Below are 14,498 nucleotides of genomic sequence, written 5' to 3' on the forward strand. Positions count from 1 at the left end.
GCACACCAACCGGGGTGTCGTTCATGTCAACGATCCGGCAGGGGTACGAAGACACGCGAAAGTCGCTAATTAGACCGATCGGCTGATTGACCTCCACAATCGGCGGAATCTCTCACGTCTTCTCACGTTCCGTGCCACCGCCTCCCCGCGCTCCCGTTCCGGAATGCGAGGGCTCGAACGCGTCCGTAACATCAGCCGCGACAACGGGGGGAACGCGGCCCCGGCGGTGAGGAGGTGCACCGGTGGGCGACCCGGCCGTCGTGGTGGGTGTGGACATCGGCACCACCAGCTCCAAGGCGGTCGCGTTCGACACCTCCGGCCGGCAACTCGCCAGCCACTCGATCGGCTACCCGCTGGAGGAGCCGAACCCGGGCTGGGCCGAACAGGATCCGGAACTCATCCACCAGGCCGTGCTGGGCGTGATCCGCGCGGTCGTCGACGAGCTGACCGTTCCGGTGGCCGGGCTGTCGTTCAGCACCGCCATGCACAGCCTGATCGGGCTGGACGCCGACGGCACCCCGCTCACCCCGTCGATCACCTGGGCCGACTCCCGGGCCAGCGCGCAGGCCGAGCGGCTGCGCGCCGCGCCGTCCGGGCTCGCCCTGCACCGGCGCACCGGCACCCCGGTGCACCCGATGGCGCCGCTGCCCAAGCTGGTCTGGTTCGCCGAGCGGGAACCGAAGCTGCACCAGCGGGTCGCGCACTGGGTCGGCATCAAGGAGCTCGTGCTGCGGCGGCTCACCGGCGCGCTCGTCACCGACCACTCGGTCGCCTCGGCCACCGGGCTGATGGACATCCACCGGCTGGTCTGGGACGCCGAGGCGCTGCGCCTCGCCGGCATCACCGAGGAGCGGCTCCCCCGGCTCGTACCCACCACGCACGTGCTGCCGGGGTTCACCGCCGAGGCGGCGCGGGCCACCGGGCTGCCGGCGAACACCCCGCTGGTGGTGGGCGCCGGGGACGGGCCGCTGGCGAACCTCGGGCTCGGCGCGGTACGGCCCGGCGTCGTGGCCTGCTCGATCGGCACCAGCGGCGCGATGCGGGTGATGGTGGAACACCCGGGCGTGGACCCGCTCGGCGGCGTGTTCTGCTACGCGCTCACCGAGGACCGCTGGGTGGTCGGCGGCGCCATAAACAACGGCGGGATCGTCCTCCAGTGGGCGAACGACGCGCTCGCCCCGGAGCTGGGCGCGCACGCCGAGGAGGAACTGCTCGACCTGGCCGCCCAGGCGCCGGTCGGATCCGGCGGGCTGATCATGCTGCCGTACCTGCTGAGCGAGCGGGCGCCGCACTGGAACGCGCTGCCCCGCGGCGCGTACGTCGGGCTGACCCACGGCCACGGCCGGCCGCACCTGGTCCGGGCCGCCCTGGAGGGCGTCTGCCAGCAGCTCGCCCTGGTCCTCGCCTCGGTCCGGGCGGCCGGCAACGAGGTACGCGAGATCCGCGCCAGCGGCGGCTTCGCCCGCAGTCCACTGTGGCGGCAGATCCTCGCCGACGCGCTGGGCATGCCGGTGCGGTTCCCCGCCGGGCACGAGGGATCCGGTTTCGGGGCCGCGCTGCTGGGCATGCAGGCACTCGGGCTGATCTCCTCGATCGAGGTCGCCGCCGATCTGGTCCGGATCGAGGAGACGGTCCACCCGGACCCGTCCTCCGCCGCCACCTACGCCGCCCTGCTCCCCCTCTTCTCCGAGCTGTACGACGCGCTCGTGCCCACGTTCACGTCCCTGCGGCGGATGGCGCCCAGCCTGCCGCCGGAACCGCCACCCACAGCACCTCCCCGCTGACCGGCCGAAGGGCGTGACAGCCGTGGTCACACTGCCCGACGTCGTCGTCAAGCGACGGGTCAGGGAGCCTCGACGCCGGAGATGCGGAACTTGTGCACCTCGGCGCCGAGGATCTCCGTCACCTGGTCGTCCTCCGGGCCGGAGCCCCGGAACGCCAGCAACTGCTCGTCGGACTCCCACCGCTCGTAGACGTTGATCCGGCCCGGCTCGACCAGGTCCGCGCTGACCGCGAAGTCCACACAGCCGGGCGCGGCGCGGGCCGCGCGGACGGCGGCCTCGCAGGACGCCAGGTAGGCGTCCCGCCGGGCCGGATCGACGTAGAGGGTGCCGGCGACGATGAGCATGCCGGCCATCCTGCCACCCGCTCCCGGTCAGGACCGGGTGATCGCGTTGGCGTGGATCGCCTCGTTCAGGTACGCGGCCATCCCGGGCCGCAGCGTCTCGAAGTACGCGGTGAACCGCGGGTCCGCCACGTACATGTCCGCCAGGCCGGTGTGGATCTCGTACGAGCAGTCGTACCACCACCTGGTGATGAGCTGCCGGTGCTCCTCGGCCAGCGCCATCGCCTCCGGGCCGTCGGCCGGCGCACCCGAGTCCATGAGCGCGGCGAACCGCCGCCCCCAGTCCTCGTTCTCCGCCTTGTTGCGCAGCCAGTCCTCCTTCGAGTAGCGGCCCGCGCGCTCCTGCGACTGCCGGTACGCCTCGGTGCCGCCCCAGCGCTGCTCGGTCTCCTCGGCGTGCTCGTCCGGGTCGAAGTCCCCGAACACCTCGAACCGCTCCTCCGGCGTCAACTGGATCCCCAACGTCCTCGCCTCCATCGCGTGTTCGATCGCCGCGACCATCTCCTGGAGCTTCCCGATCCGCCCGGACAGCAGCTCGTGCTGCCGGCGCAGGTGCGCCACCGGGTCGGCGTCCGGATCGTCCAGGATCTCGGCGATCTCCTCCAGCGGGAACCCCAGCTCACGGTAGTAGCGGATGAGCTGCAACCGGTCCAGGTCCGCCTCGTCGTAGCGGCGGTAGCCCGCCGGCGTGCGCCCGCTGGGCCGCAGCAGCCCGATCTCGTCGTAGTGGTGCAGCGTCCGGACCGTCACCCGGGCCGCCCGCGCCACCTGTCCCACCGTGTACGCCATGGTTCCCTCCCTTCCGCGACCGAGACTCCCGCCTCCCGCGACGTGAGGGTCAAGCCGGACAGCACGACGCCCCCGACCAGGATGGCCGGGGGCGTCGTCGGTGCGGGTCAGTTGGTGACCTTCTCCTTCTCCGGAGCGGCGAAGGTCGCGCTGGCCGGAGTCCGGAAGGCGTGCACCAGGCCGGCGACCGAGAGCAGGAACAGCAGGCCCGCGCCGAGGTACAGGGCCAGGGCGCCCTGCTCGGCCTTGCGGCCGAACTCGCTGAAGCCGTACGAGGTGAGCAGCAGGCCGCGCAGCGTCTCGCCCTTGAACACGGTCTCCCGCTGGGCGCTCACCTCGGCGAGCTGCTTCTGGAGGTCGGCCAGGTTGGCGGCGTTGCTCTGCTCGGCCTGGGCCACCTGCGCCCGCAGTGCGCTCTGCGGCTCGCCCAGGTCGGCGTAGGTCTTGCCACCGGCCATGTTCTTTAGGTGCAGGCCGATGTACTCGTTGGCGTAGCACTCGGCCTGCTTGCCGGTGGTCATCTTCTGGCCGGCGTACTCGCGCAGGCAGTCCACCTTCTTCTCCTCGTCGGTCAGCTTGTCCGCCGGGGTGAAGGTGATGTGCTGCGCGCCGAGCTGGTCGCGTACGTAGTCGTTGGCGAAGTTGGCGTTCGTCGTCAGGACGACGCCGACGACGAGCAGCAGGACCGCGAGGCCCAGCCCACCGATGCTGAACAGCAGGTCGAGCGTCCGTCGCTTCATATCTGACTCCCGTGTGGAGGATAATGTTCGTTTGGTTAACGAAGACCATACTGGCTGCTGGAGAGCAGCGAGAGCAGGGTCGAATCCCCTGTCCCGTCCGGGACCTTCGGCCCCCGCCCGGGCGGGCCGGTCAGCGGTCCGCGCCCGCCCCGGACAACGCGGGAAGCAGGTCCGGCAGGGCGGCCGGGCGGCCGTACCGCCAGCCCTGACCCTGCCGGCAGCCGATCGCGGTGACGGCCGCGTGCTGCGCGACCGTCTCCACGCCCTCGGCGACCACGGCCAGGTCGAACGCGCCGGCCAGCCGGTTCACCATCTCGACGGTGGCGTACGCGCGGGCGTCACCGGCGTCCAGCCGGGACACGAACGACCTGTCGATCTTCAGCTCGGTGGCCGGGATGCGGTGCAGGTAGCTCAGCGAGGAGTACCCGGTGCCGAAGTCGTCGATGGCGATGCGGATGCCCAGGTCACGGAGCTGGGACAGCCGGTCCAGCACCGAATCGCTGCCCTCGATCAGCGCCGACTCGGTCAGTTCCAGGGTGAGCGCGCGGGGCGGCAGGCCGGCCGCGCCGACCGCGCCGGTGACGGTGGCGATCAGGTCCGGCCGGCACAGGTGGGCGGCGGCGATGTTCACCGCGACCGTCACGTCCGGCGCGTGCTCCCGCCAGGTGGCCGCGGCCCGGCACGCCTCGTGGATGACCCACCTGTCGATGGCCACGATCAGCCCGGTCTCCTCCGCCAGCGGCAGGAACCGCGCCGGGGTCAGCACACCCAGCCGGGGATGCCGCCAGCGCACCAGCGCCTCGGCGCTGCGTACCGTGCCGGTGTCCAGGTCGACGATGGGCTGGAACTCCATCAGCAACTGACCCTCGTCCACCGCGCGGCGCAGGTCGGCGATCAGTTCGGCCCGGCTGACCGCCGACTCGCGCAGCTCCGGCGTGCACGTGCGGTACACGGCCTTGCCGGCCGCCTTCGCCGCGTACATGGCGATGTCGGCGTCACGGAGCAGGTCGGTGTGCGAGGTGTGCTGCGGCCCGTACTCGGCGATGCCGATACTCGCCGACGGGTGGACGCCGAGGTCCTCCTCGCCGGGCAGCGGCTCCAGGGCGGCCAGCAGCCGGACCGCGAGCCGCTCGGGTGACACTTGGCGTTCCCCGGCCACAAGCACTGCGAACTCGTCACCGCCGAGCCGCGCGATCATCCCGTCCGCGCCGACCGCCTCCCGCATGCGCTCCGCCGTGGCGGTGAGCAGCCGGTCCCCGGCGGCGTGCCCGAACCTGTCGTTCACCTGCTTGAAGCCGTCCAGGTCGAGCAGCACCACGGCGACCGGACCGCCCACGCGCAACGCCCGCCGCAGCCGCCGGACGAACGTCAGCCGGTTGGGCAGGCCGGTCAGCTGGTCGGAGTACGCGAGCCGGCGCAGCCGGCCGACCAGCCGCAGGTTCTCGTTCGCGGCCAGCCCCTGGCGCAGCGCCAGCACCCCGAGCAGGGCCATCATGCCGACGAACACGACCTGCGGGGTCTGCCCGCTGGGCTGCCGGGACACCAGGACCGCGACGATCGCGCCGCCCACCGGCAGGTACGGCAGCGCCACCCGCCACCACGGCGGCAGCGGCGAGTCGACCAGGTCGTCCTCGCCGTCCTCGCCGATCGGCGGCGGATAGCGGGTGGCCAGGCCGACGAGCAGGTAGCTCAGCGGCCAGCAGACGTCGACCGGGTGACCCGGCGTGTAGTCGCCGCGTGCGACCAGCGAGACGTAGACGGCGTCCGCGCCGGACCGGATCGCCAGGCCCGCCCCGATCACGGTGAGCGCCCGCCACATCGGCCGGCCCGGACCGGCGACCGCCACCAGGATGGTGAGCTGCATCAGGTCGAACATCGGGTAGAGCAGCCCGAACGTCCGCATCGGGTCGGCCAGCGCGGCGTCGGTGATCTGGTGGAACACCACCACCCAGCCGATCGGGATGAGGGCCAGCCCGACGATCACCCCGTCGAGCAGGGTGCGGGCCCGGCCGATCAGGCTGCGCGGGCCGGTGCGGGAGCAGAGCAGCGCGCCGGTGCCGGTGACGATGCCGGCGGCGAACAGGCCCGCCACCAGCGGTGTGTGGGGCAGGCCGAGCCCGCCGACCCGTTCGACAGTCCACACCGCACGGCCGAGCGCGGCGAGGGCCATGGTGGCGGCGAGCAGTTCCCAGAACCGGCGCAACGCGGCCGGCCGGCGTCGCGCCGCACCGACGCAGAGCACCGCCGCCCAGCTCGACACCGCCATCGCGCCGATGTCGCTCACCAGCGCCGCACCCGGCAGGCGAGCGGCCAGCCAGGCCATCTCCCCGAGTACGGCGACGGCGGCCGCGACAAGTCCGACACGGCCGGCGAGCGGATGACGGGCCGGCGCCGCGGCGGCGAGGCTCACGTCGTGCTGGGATACAACGATGCGCTCCGGCTCTCTTCCAGACGTGCACCCTCGGGCGACGAGGACCGGACGACGGACGGCGCAAGCCTAGCCAGCGCCGGGGACGGCCGCCAGGGTCCGTCGATGTCGGTCACCGGACGGCGGCGGCCCGGGTGAGGGCGGCGCCGGCCTGAGCCGCGCGGGTCAGGACCAGTCCTCCGCCGGGGCCGGGTCCTGCGGCGCGGTGGCCGTGCCGGGCGGCCCGCCGTGCGTCCACGGTGTCTCCTCCGGCGCGGGGAACGCGCCACCGGGCAGGAAACCGTCGGACAGGCTGGTCAGGCAGATCCGCTCGCCCACCTCGGGCACGGTGCCGGGCGGCGCGGTCAGTCCCCGGCCCATCCCGCCGGACAGTTCGAGCACCACCTCGGTCTTGCCGTCGCCGCCGGGCGTCACGAACACGATCTTCGCCTTCTGCCCCGGGCGGGACGGGGAGTACAGCGTCGCGCCCACCGGCATCGGCACCGGCTCGGTGGTGACCACCTGGATGCGCGGGCGCAGCACCGGCCGCCTGCCGGCGTCGTCCACCCGCGCCGGGTCGGCGAGCGTCACCTCGCCGACGAACGCCTCCCCGGTCAGCCGGTGCTCGGCCATCACCAGCGGATCGTCGTAGGCGCGCTGCACCGCCCAGGCGGTCGACGCCCGTTCCAGCCGCTGCAACCGCAGCGCCGCCGCCACCGCGCCGTCGCGGCGCGGCTGCGGGCCGCCCCCGGTGTCGACGTGCTCGGCGTGCGCGGTGAACGCGTCCCGGTCACCGGCCCACCGGCCGGTCACCCGCGCGCCGGCCGGCAGCGTCCGCAGCAGCCCGACGCCGCGCCACATCAGCTCCCAGGTGGGCGCCAGCTGGTCGCGCAGCAGGCCGGTGAGCTCGTCGTACGCGGCCGAGCGCGCAACCGGGTCGTCCTCGGCCCGGGTGTACGCCTCGATCGCCGGGGCCAGTCTGCGGTTGTCGAAGTCCGGGTCGGTGGCCGGCCCGGCGGGCGGGCAGCGGGCCGGGTCCTCGGCGCGGGCCGCCGCCTCGGCGCCGGTCAGCCCGGCCGGCGGGTCGAGCCAGCCCAGCACCGCCGGCAGGTGCAGGTCCTCCACCACGCTCTGCCCGGTCGCCCAGTGCAGCGTCAGCGCGTCGGTGAGCGCCAGCAGCGCCGACGAGCCGGGCTGCTCGGCACGCTCGGCGAAGAACGTCAGCCAGCGCCCGAGCAGCGGCACCGACTGGTGCACCGGATAGTCGCCGTCGGTACGGCGGAACCGGTTGGAACGGCCGAACAGCCGCAGGAACGTGATCCCGGCCGGGTTCGGCACCAGCAGTTGCGGCGCGTCGGCATACCGGTGGCGGACGTCGCGGCCCCGGTCGACCGGAACCGCCTCGGTCAGGTCGCGGAACTCGTCCAGGTAGGGCAGCACGATCGCGGCCAGTTCGGCGGCGAAGGCGAACCGCTGGTCCCGGTTGCGCGGCTGCGGCACCACAAGCAGCCGGGCCTCGTCGGGCGCGGCGCCGACCATCGCCGCGAGCGGGGCGTTCGCCTCACCGGCGAGCGCGAGCGGCACCAGCACCAGCGGCCGGTCGGACAGGTGCAGGTGTCGGACGGTGGCGACCGGCTGGGCCCGCCCGGTGGCGACCGCCTGCGCCCGGGCGAGCGCGCGCAGCGTACTCACGCGGGGTTTCCGGCGAGTGCGTCGGCGCGCAGGCGCGCGGCGGCCCGCAGCAGCGCGGCGGCCTCCGCCTGCTCCGGCTCGGGCGCGGCCGAGCCCTCGGCGAGCGCCAGCACGTCGGCGACCTCCTCGACGCCGCCGAGCGCCTCGCGGACCGGCCGGCCCAGCGCGCCGGTCTGCCCGCGCGCCTCGTGCCGGCAGAAGTACGCCAGCTCGCAGGCGGCCAGGCAGTCAGGCGCGTAACGCGCGGGCACCTGGTGCAGCGCGGCGGCGAGCATGGCCGGATCGGCCGCCGGGTCCACTGTGAACCCCGCCGGTACGGCGGCGAGCAGATCCTCGACCCGGGCCATCCGGGCCAGTTGGCGGCGCAGCACCAGCAGTTGCCGCCGGACGTCGAGCAGGCTGGCCACCGGCTGGTTGGCGAAGTCACGCGGGCAGACCAGCACCACCTCGTGCGACACCAGCTCCGGGTCGTGTCCCTCGGCGGCGAGCAGTTCGCGCAGCGCCAGCACGTAGACGGCGGACTGGATCGCGGCGGCGGCGACCTTGCCCGGGTCGGCCTGCCCGTCGATCACCGGGAACGACTTGATCTCCACGACGTGGAACCGGCCACCGAGCCGGGCGGCGACCAGGTCCGGTTCCAGGTGCACCCGGGTCCCGGCCACGTCCAGTCCGAGCAGCGGATGGTCGAACAGCGCCGGGCCGTTCCCGCCGGCGGTCAGCGCCGCCCGGGAGCGTTCCGGCCGGTCGTCGTCGGCACCGAGGTCGGTCCAGGTCGCCTCGGCCGGGACCGGTACGCCGAGGCGCTCCGCGACCAGGCGCAGCAACAGTGCGCCACCGTCGGCCTTCACCTGCGCCTCGAAGGCGTTGCCCCGGGTGATAGCGAAGCGCGACTGCCCGAACCGGGCCGGGAAGCCGAGCCGCTCGGCGAGCGCCGGCTTGTCCGCGCCGGCGCTGTCCAGCACGGCGCGGCGGGTGCAGCCGGGGTTGCCGGTCAGCGCGGCGATGGTGCGGGCGTTGTGCCGCCGGGGCGGCCCATCACCCCTGATCCGTGCCAGCCGATCTTCCACCCGATGAAGTGTAAGGAAGGGCCCCTTGTTAACGCCTCCGGTAGAGGACGGGCCCCTTGTTAACACCCCGGGCCCGGTCGGTCAGCGGCCGGCGGAGCGGTTCCAGGGCGAGCGGGGCGACTGCGCGCCCGCGACCGGACGGCGCCGTCGGCGGTGCCGGCGGCCGGGCGTGCAGGGCGGACGGGCGGCGGTGTGCACCGGCACGGCGGGTGGGGTGACCGGCTGCCGGCCGATCAGCCAGCAGAGAAAGCGGGTCACTGTCAGCCGACCGGGAGGCGCTGGGCCTCGGCGCGCGAGATGTCGTACTGGGCGCCGCAGAATGTGCACTGCTGCGCGTACCGGGTGCGCAGCGGGATCAGCGGGACGAAGAAGAGGCTGAACTTGGTGATCCGGCGGGTGATCACCTGGGCGGCCTGGTTGCCGCAGTTGCGGCAGACCTCGGTGACGACGCCGGACCGGACGACCTTGGTGCGCAGCCCGAAGATGAAGAACATCGCCCGGCATTACCCACCCGAGGTCCGTGTTAAAAGGGGCCCCCTCCTCTACCGGAGGCGTTAAGAGGGGGCCCTTCCTTACAGCCAGATCGAGTGCCAGTCGGGCACCTCGTGGAAGCGGCGCAGCTCGGCCCACCCGGCCACGTTGCCGCACCAGGCCGCGTACGGCGGGTTGCCCTCGTCGAAGCCGGACTGCACGAACGTCAGTTTCGTCTTTCCGTCGGACTCCGCCAGCTCCCAGGAGGTCACGCCGACCGGCCCCCAGTCGATGGACAGCGCCCGCCCCGGCGTCACGTCGAACACCTTCGCGGCCTCACCGGCGTCGAGGCCGCCCATCGCGTACCGGCCGCCCTCCCAGGGCTCGACGCCGATCGGGAAGCCGAACCAGGCGGTGACCTGTTCCGAGTCGGTGAGCGAGGTCCACACCTTGTCCATCGGCGCGTCGATGACCGTCTCGCCGCGCAGGTCGGCGGAGGTGAAGTCGGTACGCGGCAGCAGCGGCCGGCCGTCCAGGTGATCGTTGAGGTGGGCGATCGCCAGGTACCAGTACGTCTGGAGCACCCCCCGGATGCTGCTGCCGCTCATCGCCTCCGCGTAGTCGAAGTGGCTCTGCCGCAGCGTGAGTATCGTGCCGTCGCCGTCGGGCTCCACCTCGAACTCGGTGGTGGTCTCCACCCCGTCGAGCGTCCACGCGAAGCGCAGCGTCCGGTCGTCGACGTGCAGCAGCCGCTGGTGTGGCGCGTCGCCGTCGGGCGTGTAGCGGCCCCAGAACTCGTACCGCCGGGGCAGCTCGACCTCGACGTGCTCGGCCAGCCAGACGCGCAGCTCGGCGGGGTCGGTCAGGGCCCGGCGGACGGTCGCCACCGGGGCGGCGAGGCGGGCGCGGATGGTCATCGGCTCAGTCATGCGTGTCGCCTTTCGGGTAGCAGGCCACGGCGAGCTTGAAGGCGTCTCCCTCGGCGCCGCCATAGCGCGTGAACAGGTCCCGCAGCGTCGTCTGCAGGTCGTGCAGGAACTCCTGCCGCCGCTCGGCGGGCACCCGGATCTCGCCGGAGACGCCGATGGACGGCAGCTCGGGGGCGGCACGGTCCAGCGCGGCGATGTCGGCCTGGACCTCCTCCATGAGGTCGAGCAGGTAGCCCAGGCTCAGCTCGTCGCGGGCCCGGCGGGTGCCGCCGATGCGGCCGACCAGGCGGGGCGAGAGCCAGTACGACCGGGCTGCGGCCTGGTAGATGCCCTCGGTGATGCCGCGCACCTGCCGCTGCGCCACCTGCTCGGCCAGCCCGGCCGCGACGAGCTGCTTGACGTGGTAGTAGACGCGCTGCGGCGTCTGCTCCAGCCGGCTCGCGACCTCGGTGCAGGTGCGGGGTTCGGCCAGTTGCCGCAGCACTTCGATGCGCTGCGGCTTGAGCAGGACCTCGGCCTGCTCGCGCTGTTCCAGGTACAGGACGTCTCTCATGGCAAAATCAGTTTGTACATACAAAACTTCTTTGTCAATGACTTCCACGAAAGGCCGCGCGGTCCGCGCGGCCTTTCGTCGGTACGTCGCGTCAGGGCGTCCAGTCCGGACGCAGCGGGTACCCGTTCACCCCCTCGGGGCCGTTGTGCGTGGCGAGCACGTGGTGCAGCTGGATGCCGTTGCGTTCGAACGCCAGCCGCGAGCCGGCCATGTAGAGCCCCCACACCTTCGCGGTGCCCGGCCCGACCTCGCCGACGCAGAAGTCCCAGTGCCCGACCAGGTTGCGGCACCAGCCGGCCAGCGTCAGCGCGTAGTGCTGCCGCAGGTTCTCCTCGTGGTGCACCTCGAACCCGGCGTCGTGGATCTCGCTGATCAACCGGCCCGGCCCGGCCAGTTCGCCGTCCGGGAAGACGTACCTGTCGATGAACGCGCCGGAGCGGTGCGGCGCCCGGTTGTCGGCCCGGGTGATGCAGTGGTTGAGCAGCCGCCCGCCGGGCTTGAGCCGGGAACGCAGCGCGCCGAAGTAGGCCGGGTAGTTGCGCACGCCGATGTGCTCGGTCAGCCCGATCGAGGAGATCGCGTCGAACTGCTCGCGCGGCGCGTCCCGGTAGTCCAGGTGGCGCACCTCGGCCAGCTCGCTCAGCCCTTCCCGCTCGATGGCGGCCCGCGCCCAGTCGGCCTGCGCCTTCGACAGCGTCACGCCGAGCGCCTTGACGCCGTACTCCCGGGCCGCGTGCCGGACCATGCCGCCCCAGCCGCAGCCGACGTCCAGCAGCCGCATCCCCGGCTTGAGCGCCAGCTTGCCGGCGACCAGGTCGTACTTGTTCCGCTGCGCCTCCTCCAGCGTGTCGCCGGGGCTGCGGAAAACCGCGCAGGTGTACGTCATGGACGGCCCGAGCACCTTCTCGTAGAAGGCGTTCGACACGTCGTAGTGGTGCGAGATCACGCTGCTGTCCCGGGTACGCGAGTGGCGCAGTCCGGTCATCAGCCGCCGCCAGCGCGGTGCCGCCTCCTGCGGCGGGGGCGGCGGCGGACGCAGCCGTTCCCAGCCCAGCCCCCGGACCAGCGCGAGCGCCTCGGCCACCGCCGGGACGCGCAGCGGCACCTCGTCCTTGATCACCCGCAGCGCCTCGTACGGGTCGCCCGGGTGCACCCCCTCCAACCCCAGGTCGCCGCTGACGTAGGCGCGGGCCATGCCCAGGTCGCCCGGCGCGGTGAGCAGGTAGGACAGGCCCCGCTCGGTGCGGATCGCCAGGGTGATCCCGGCGTCGGCCGGGCCCACCGCGCTGCCGTCGTAGCCGGTGACCCGGATGGGCAGGTCGCCGGTGGTGACCGCGCGGACGACCTCCGCGACAGTGGGTCCGGTACGCCGCCCGCCCGCCGGCGGGCCGGCCGGGGCGCTCGCCGCCCCCGGTGTTCGGTCGGTCAGACTCATGCTCGGGATACCGCCTTCTCGTACAGTCCGGTGAGTCGGTTGTCCGGGTCGTAACGGTCCTTCACGGCACGCCAGGTGTCCCCGCCGTAGAGCCGGTCGAACTCGCCCCGGTCGTAGTACGCGTCGGAGTAGAGCGACTTGTGGCCGCCGACCTCCGACACCATGCGCTCGATCTGGCGGTTGACGTCGCCGTCGGCGGAGCCCGCCGCGATGGGCACGCTTCCCCAGAAGCCGATGTTCACATACGTTTCGCCCGGTTGGAGCGGATATAGCGGCCACCCCTTCGCCGACCCGGGACCGGACGGCTCGCGCAGCCGCAACGGGCACAGCCACACCGGCGTCATGCCCACGTTCGCCGCGAACCAGCGCAGGAACTCGGGCGTGCGGTCCAGCGGGACCTCCACGTCCTGCACCACCCGCTCGCGCGCCGGGCGGCCCCGCCACCTGTCGACCCGGGCGGCCACCTGGTGCCGGTGCTCCAACCGGACGATCCGGTGGTAGACGTCGCTGCGCCGGTAGCGCCGCGGCCACAGCCGCCGCACCACCGGGTGCTGCACCCCGAACGCCGCCGAGCACCAGAACCAGTCGGTGTCCCAGCGCCAGAGATAGTCGTACGCGGACAGCGTGTCGCGGGTGCGCCGGCGCAGCGAGCGGTAGTAGATCTCCTGGCCGGTGTAGTCGGACGGCGGACCCTCGGCCTCGTCGGTGAACGCGCCCAGCACCAGGTATGCCTCGCCGGGGCTGAACACCACCCCGTCCATGGCGTCGACCGGCTCACCACCCCAGGCCCCCTTGGCGACCACCTCGCCGACCGCGTCGACCAGCTCCTCCAGCCGGGTGAACCGGATGTTGCGCAACGACACGTGCCGTCGGACCGGTTGCAGCTCGATGCGCAGCCGGGTGGCGTAGCCCAGGCTGCCCAGCGAGTTGGGGAAGGCGCGGTGCAGGTCGGCGTGCTCGCCCCGGGGCCGGGTCGTGACGATCTCCCCCGCGCCGGTGAGCACGTCCATCTCCAGCACCGACTCGTGCGGCAGGCCGTTGCGGAAGGACGTCGACTCGATGCCCAGCCCGGTCACCGCCCCGCCCAGCGTGATGGTGCGCAACTGCGGCACGACAAGCGGCATCAGGCCGTGCGGCAGCGTCGCGTCGACCAGATCCTCGTACGTGCACATGCCCTGCACGTCGGCGGTGCGGGCCGCCGGGTCCACGGCGAGCACACCGGTCAGGCCGCTCACGTCCAGCCCCGGCGTACGCGGCGCGGAGCGGGGCCGGAACAGGTTCGAGGTCTGCTTGGCCAGCCGTACGGGTTCCCCGGCGGGCACCGCGGCGTAGGAGCGTCGCAGCGTGTCCACCGCCCGTTCATGATCACGGACAGCGTGCATGAGATCACCTTACGCGCGGGTACGACAAATTCGTGGGACGTCCACGGTGGCCATTCGGCGACTCGCCGACGACGCGCGCGTTAGCGTGGCCGCCATGGCGAATCCCGCGCTGACCGCTCTCGACCATGCCGGCCTGCCGTACCGGGTGATCCGCCACGGTCCGGTGGCGAGCCTCGCCGAGGCGGCCGCGGCGCGCGGCGTCGAGGTGCCCGACGTGGTCAAGACGATTGTGGTCCGCCGCGGCGAGGGTGACCTGCTGTTCGTGCTCACCCCCGGCGGCCGGGTGATCTCCTGGCCGAAGCTGCGCGCCCTGCTCGGGGTGAGCCGGCTGTCGATGCCCGACGCCGCCGCGGCGAAGGACGCCACCGGGTACGCGCGCGGCACCATCACGCCGTTCGGCTCCACCACCGCCTGGCCGGTGGTCGCCGACGAGCGGCTGCGCGGCCGGGAGGTCACGCTCGGCGCGGGCGAGCACGGCCTGGCCGTCGCGCTCGACGCGGACGCCGCGCTGGCCGCGCTCGGCGCGACCGTCGCCGACGTGACAGACGAGGAGCCCACGCGCGCAGCGGTGGCCGGTGCGCGGCGACCGGCATAGCGTGGAGGACATGCCGAAAGCCGTCTGGAACGACCTCGTCGTCGCCGAGAGCGACGACACGGTGCTGGTCGAGGGCAACCACTACTTCCCCCGTACCGCGCTGCGCGAGGATCTGATCCGAGAGTCCGACACCCACACGGTCTGCCCGTGGAAGGGCACGGCCTCCTACTACACGCTGGAACACGGCGGCGCCACCAGCCCGGACGCCGTCTGGTACTACCCCGATCCCAAGCCGGAGGCGGAGATGGTCCGCGACCGGGTGGCGTTCTGGAAGGACGTCCGGGTCGTCGACTGAGTCACCGTGCCGCCGGGC

The 14,498-nt window shown here is 73.1% G+C and carries 14 protein-coding genes; 3 read left to right on the forward strand and 11 right to left on the reverse strand.

The window, feature by feature from the left end; genetic code table 11:
- Positions 1-242 precede the first annotated feature (242 nt).
- A complete protein-coding gene (locus ACGFIA_RS03475) occupies positions 243-1,784 on the forward strand; it encodes a gluconokinase (RefSeq protein WP_393258307.1) in 1,542 nt (513 codons plus the stop codon).
- Positions 1,785-1,843: 59 nt separating this feature from the next.
- On the opposite strand, the gene ACGFIA_RS03480 is transcribed toward ACGFIA_RS03475, so the two are convergent.
- The 11 genes from ACGFIA_RS03480 to ACGFIA_RS03530 form a co-directional block, all read right to left on the reverse strand.
- Complete coding sequence (locus tag ACGFIA_RS03480) at positions 1,844-2,128, reverse strand: putative quinol monooxygenase (RefSeq protein WP_393258310.1); 285 nt, start codon at positions 2,126-2,128, stop codon at positions 1,844-1,846.
- 27 nt (positions 2,129-2,155) lie between these two features.
- On the reverse strand, positions 2,156-2,914 hold the full coding sequence (locus ACGFIA_RS03485; RefSeq protein ID WP_393258313.1) for a MerR family transcriptional regulator: 759 nt from the start codon (positions 2,912-2,914) through the stop codon (positions 2,156-2,158).
- 107 nt (positions 2,915-3,021) lie between these two features.
- Positions 3,022-3,654, reverse strand: coding sequence for a hypothetical protein (locus ACGFIA_RS03490; protein ID WP_357386110.1), 633 nt, complete (start codon positions 3,652-3,654; stop codon positions 3,022-3,024).
- A 130-nt stretch (positions 3,655-3,784) separates the two neighbouring features.
- Entirely contained in the window at positions 3,785-6,064 is a 2,280-nt protein-coding gene (locus ACGFIA_RS03495) for a putative bifunctional diguanylate cyclase/phosphodiesterase (protein WP_393258317.1), read from the reverse strand.
- Between the two features lie 183 nt (positions 6,065-6,247).
- Positions 6,248-7,753, reverse strand: coding sequence for a hypothetical protein (locus ACGFIA_RS03500; RefSeq protein ID WP_393258320.1), 1,506 nt, complete (start codon positions 7,751-7,753; stop codon positions 6,248-6,250).
- Positions 7,750-8,820, reverse strand: a complete 1,071-nt coding sequence (locus ACGFIA_RS03505) for a hypothetical protein (RefSeq protein WP_393258323.1) — start codon at positions 8,818-8,820, stop codon at positions 7,750-7,752. The genes ACGFIA_RS03500 and ACGFIA_RS03505 overlap by 4 nt, the downstream gene beginning before the upstream one ends.
- Positions 8,821-9,080: 260 nt before the next feature.
- A complete protein-coding gene (locus ACGFIA_RS03510; protein ID WP_357476400.1) occupies positions 9,081-9,314 on the reverse strand; it encodes a zinc-ribbon domain-containing protein in 234 nt (77 codons plus the stop codon).
- A 78-nt stretch (positions 9,315-9,392) separates the two neighbouring features.
- Positions 9,393-10,220, reverse strand: coding sequence for an SRPBCC domain-containing protein (locus tag ACGFIA_RS03515; RefSeq protein ID WP_393258327.1), 828 nt, complete (start codon positions 10,218-10,220; stop codon positions 9,393-9,395).
- Entirely contained in the window at positions 10,213-10,773 is a 561-nt protein-coding gene (locus tag ACGFIA_RS03520; RefSeq protein ID WP_357386120.1) for a helix-turn-helix domain-containing protein, read from the reverse strand. Before ACGFIA_RS03520 ends, ACGFIA_RS03515 begins: the two co-directional genes overlap by 8 nt.
- Before the next feature lie 91 nt (positions 10,774-10,864).
- The gene (locus ACGFIA_RS03525) at positions 10,865-12,208 is read right to left on the reverse strand and encodes a class I SAM-dependent methyltransferase (RefSeq protein ID WP_357386122.1); all 1,344 of its coding nucleotides are present in this window, start codon (positions 12,206-12,208) and stop codon (positions 10,865-10,867) included.
- A complete protein-coding gene (locus ACGFIA_RS03530; RefSeq protein ID WP_357386123.1) occupies positions 12,205-13,590 on the reverse strand; it encodes an FAD-binding oxidoreductase in 1,386 nt (461 codons plus the stop codon). Before ACGFIA_RS03530 ends, ACGFIA_RS03525 begins: the two co-directional genes overlap by 4 nt.
- Positions 13,591-13,684: 94 nt before the next feature.
- Between ACGFIA_RS03530 and ACGFIA_RS03535 the strand changes: the two genes are divergently transcribed.
- Both ACGFIA_RS03535 and ACGFIA_RS03540 read left to right on the forward strand, forming a co-directional pair.
- Positions 13,685-14,185 (forward strand): YbaK/EbsC family protein, encoded by a 501-nt coding sequence (locus ACGFIA_RS03535; RefSeq protein ID WP_357386125.1) that lies wholly within the window; start codon positions 13,685-13,687, stop codon positions 14,183-14,185.
- A gap of 10 nt (positions 14,186-14,195) precedes the next feature.
- Positions 14,196-14,480: a DUF427 domain-containing protein gene (locus tag ACGFIA_RS03540; protein WP_354865186.1), complete on the forward strand. Its 285-nt coding sequence runs from the start codon at positions 14,196-14,198 to the stop codon at positions 14,478-14,480.
- Positions 14,481-14,498 lie beyond the last annotated feature (18 nt).

Origin of the sequence: Micromonospora sp. NPDC049203 (genome assembly GCF_043197215.1) — a bacterium.
Taxonomy (GTDB): domain Bacteria; phylum Actinomycetota; class Actinomycetes; order Mycobacteriales; family Micromonosporaceae; genus Micromonospora.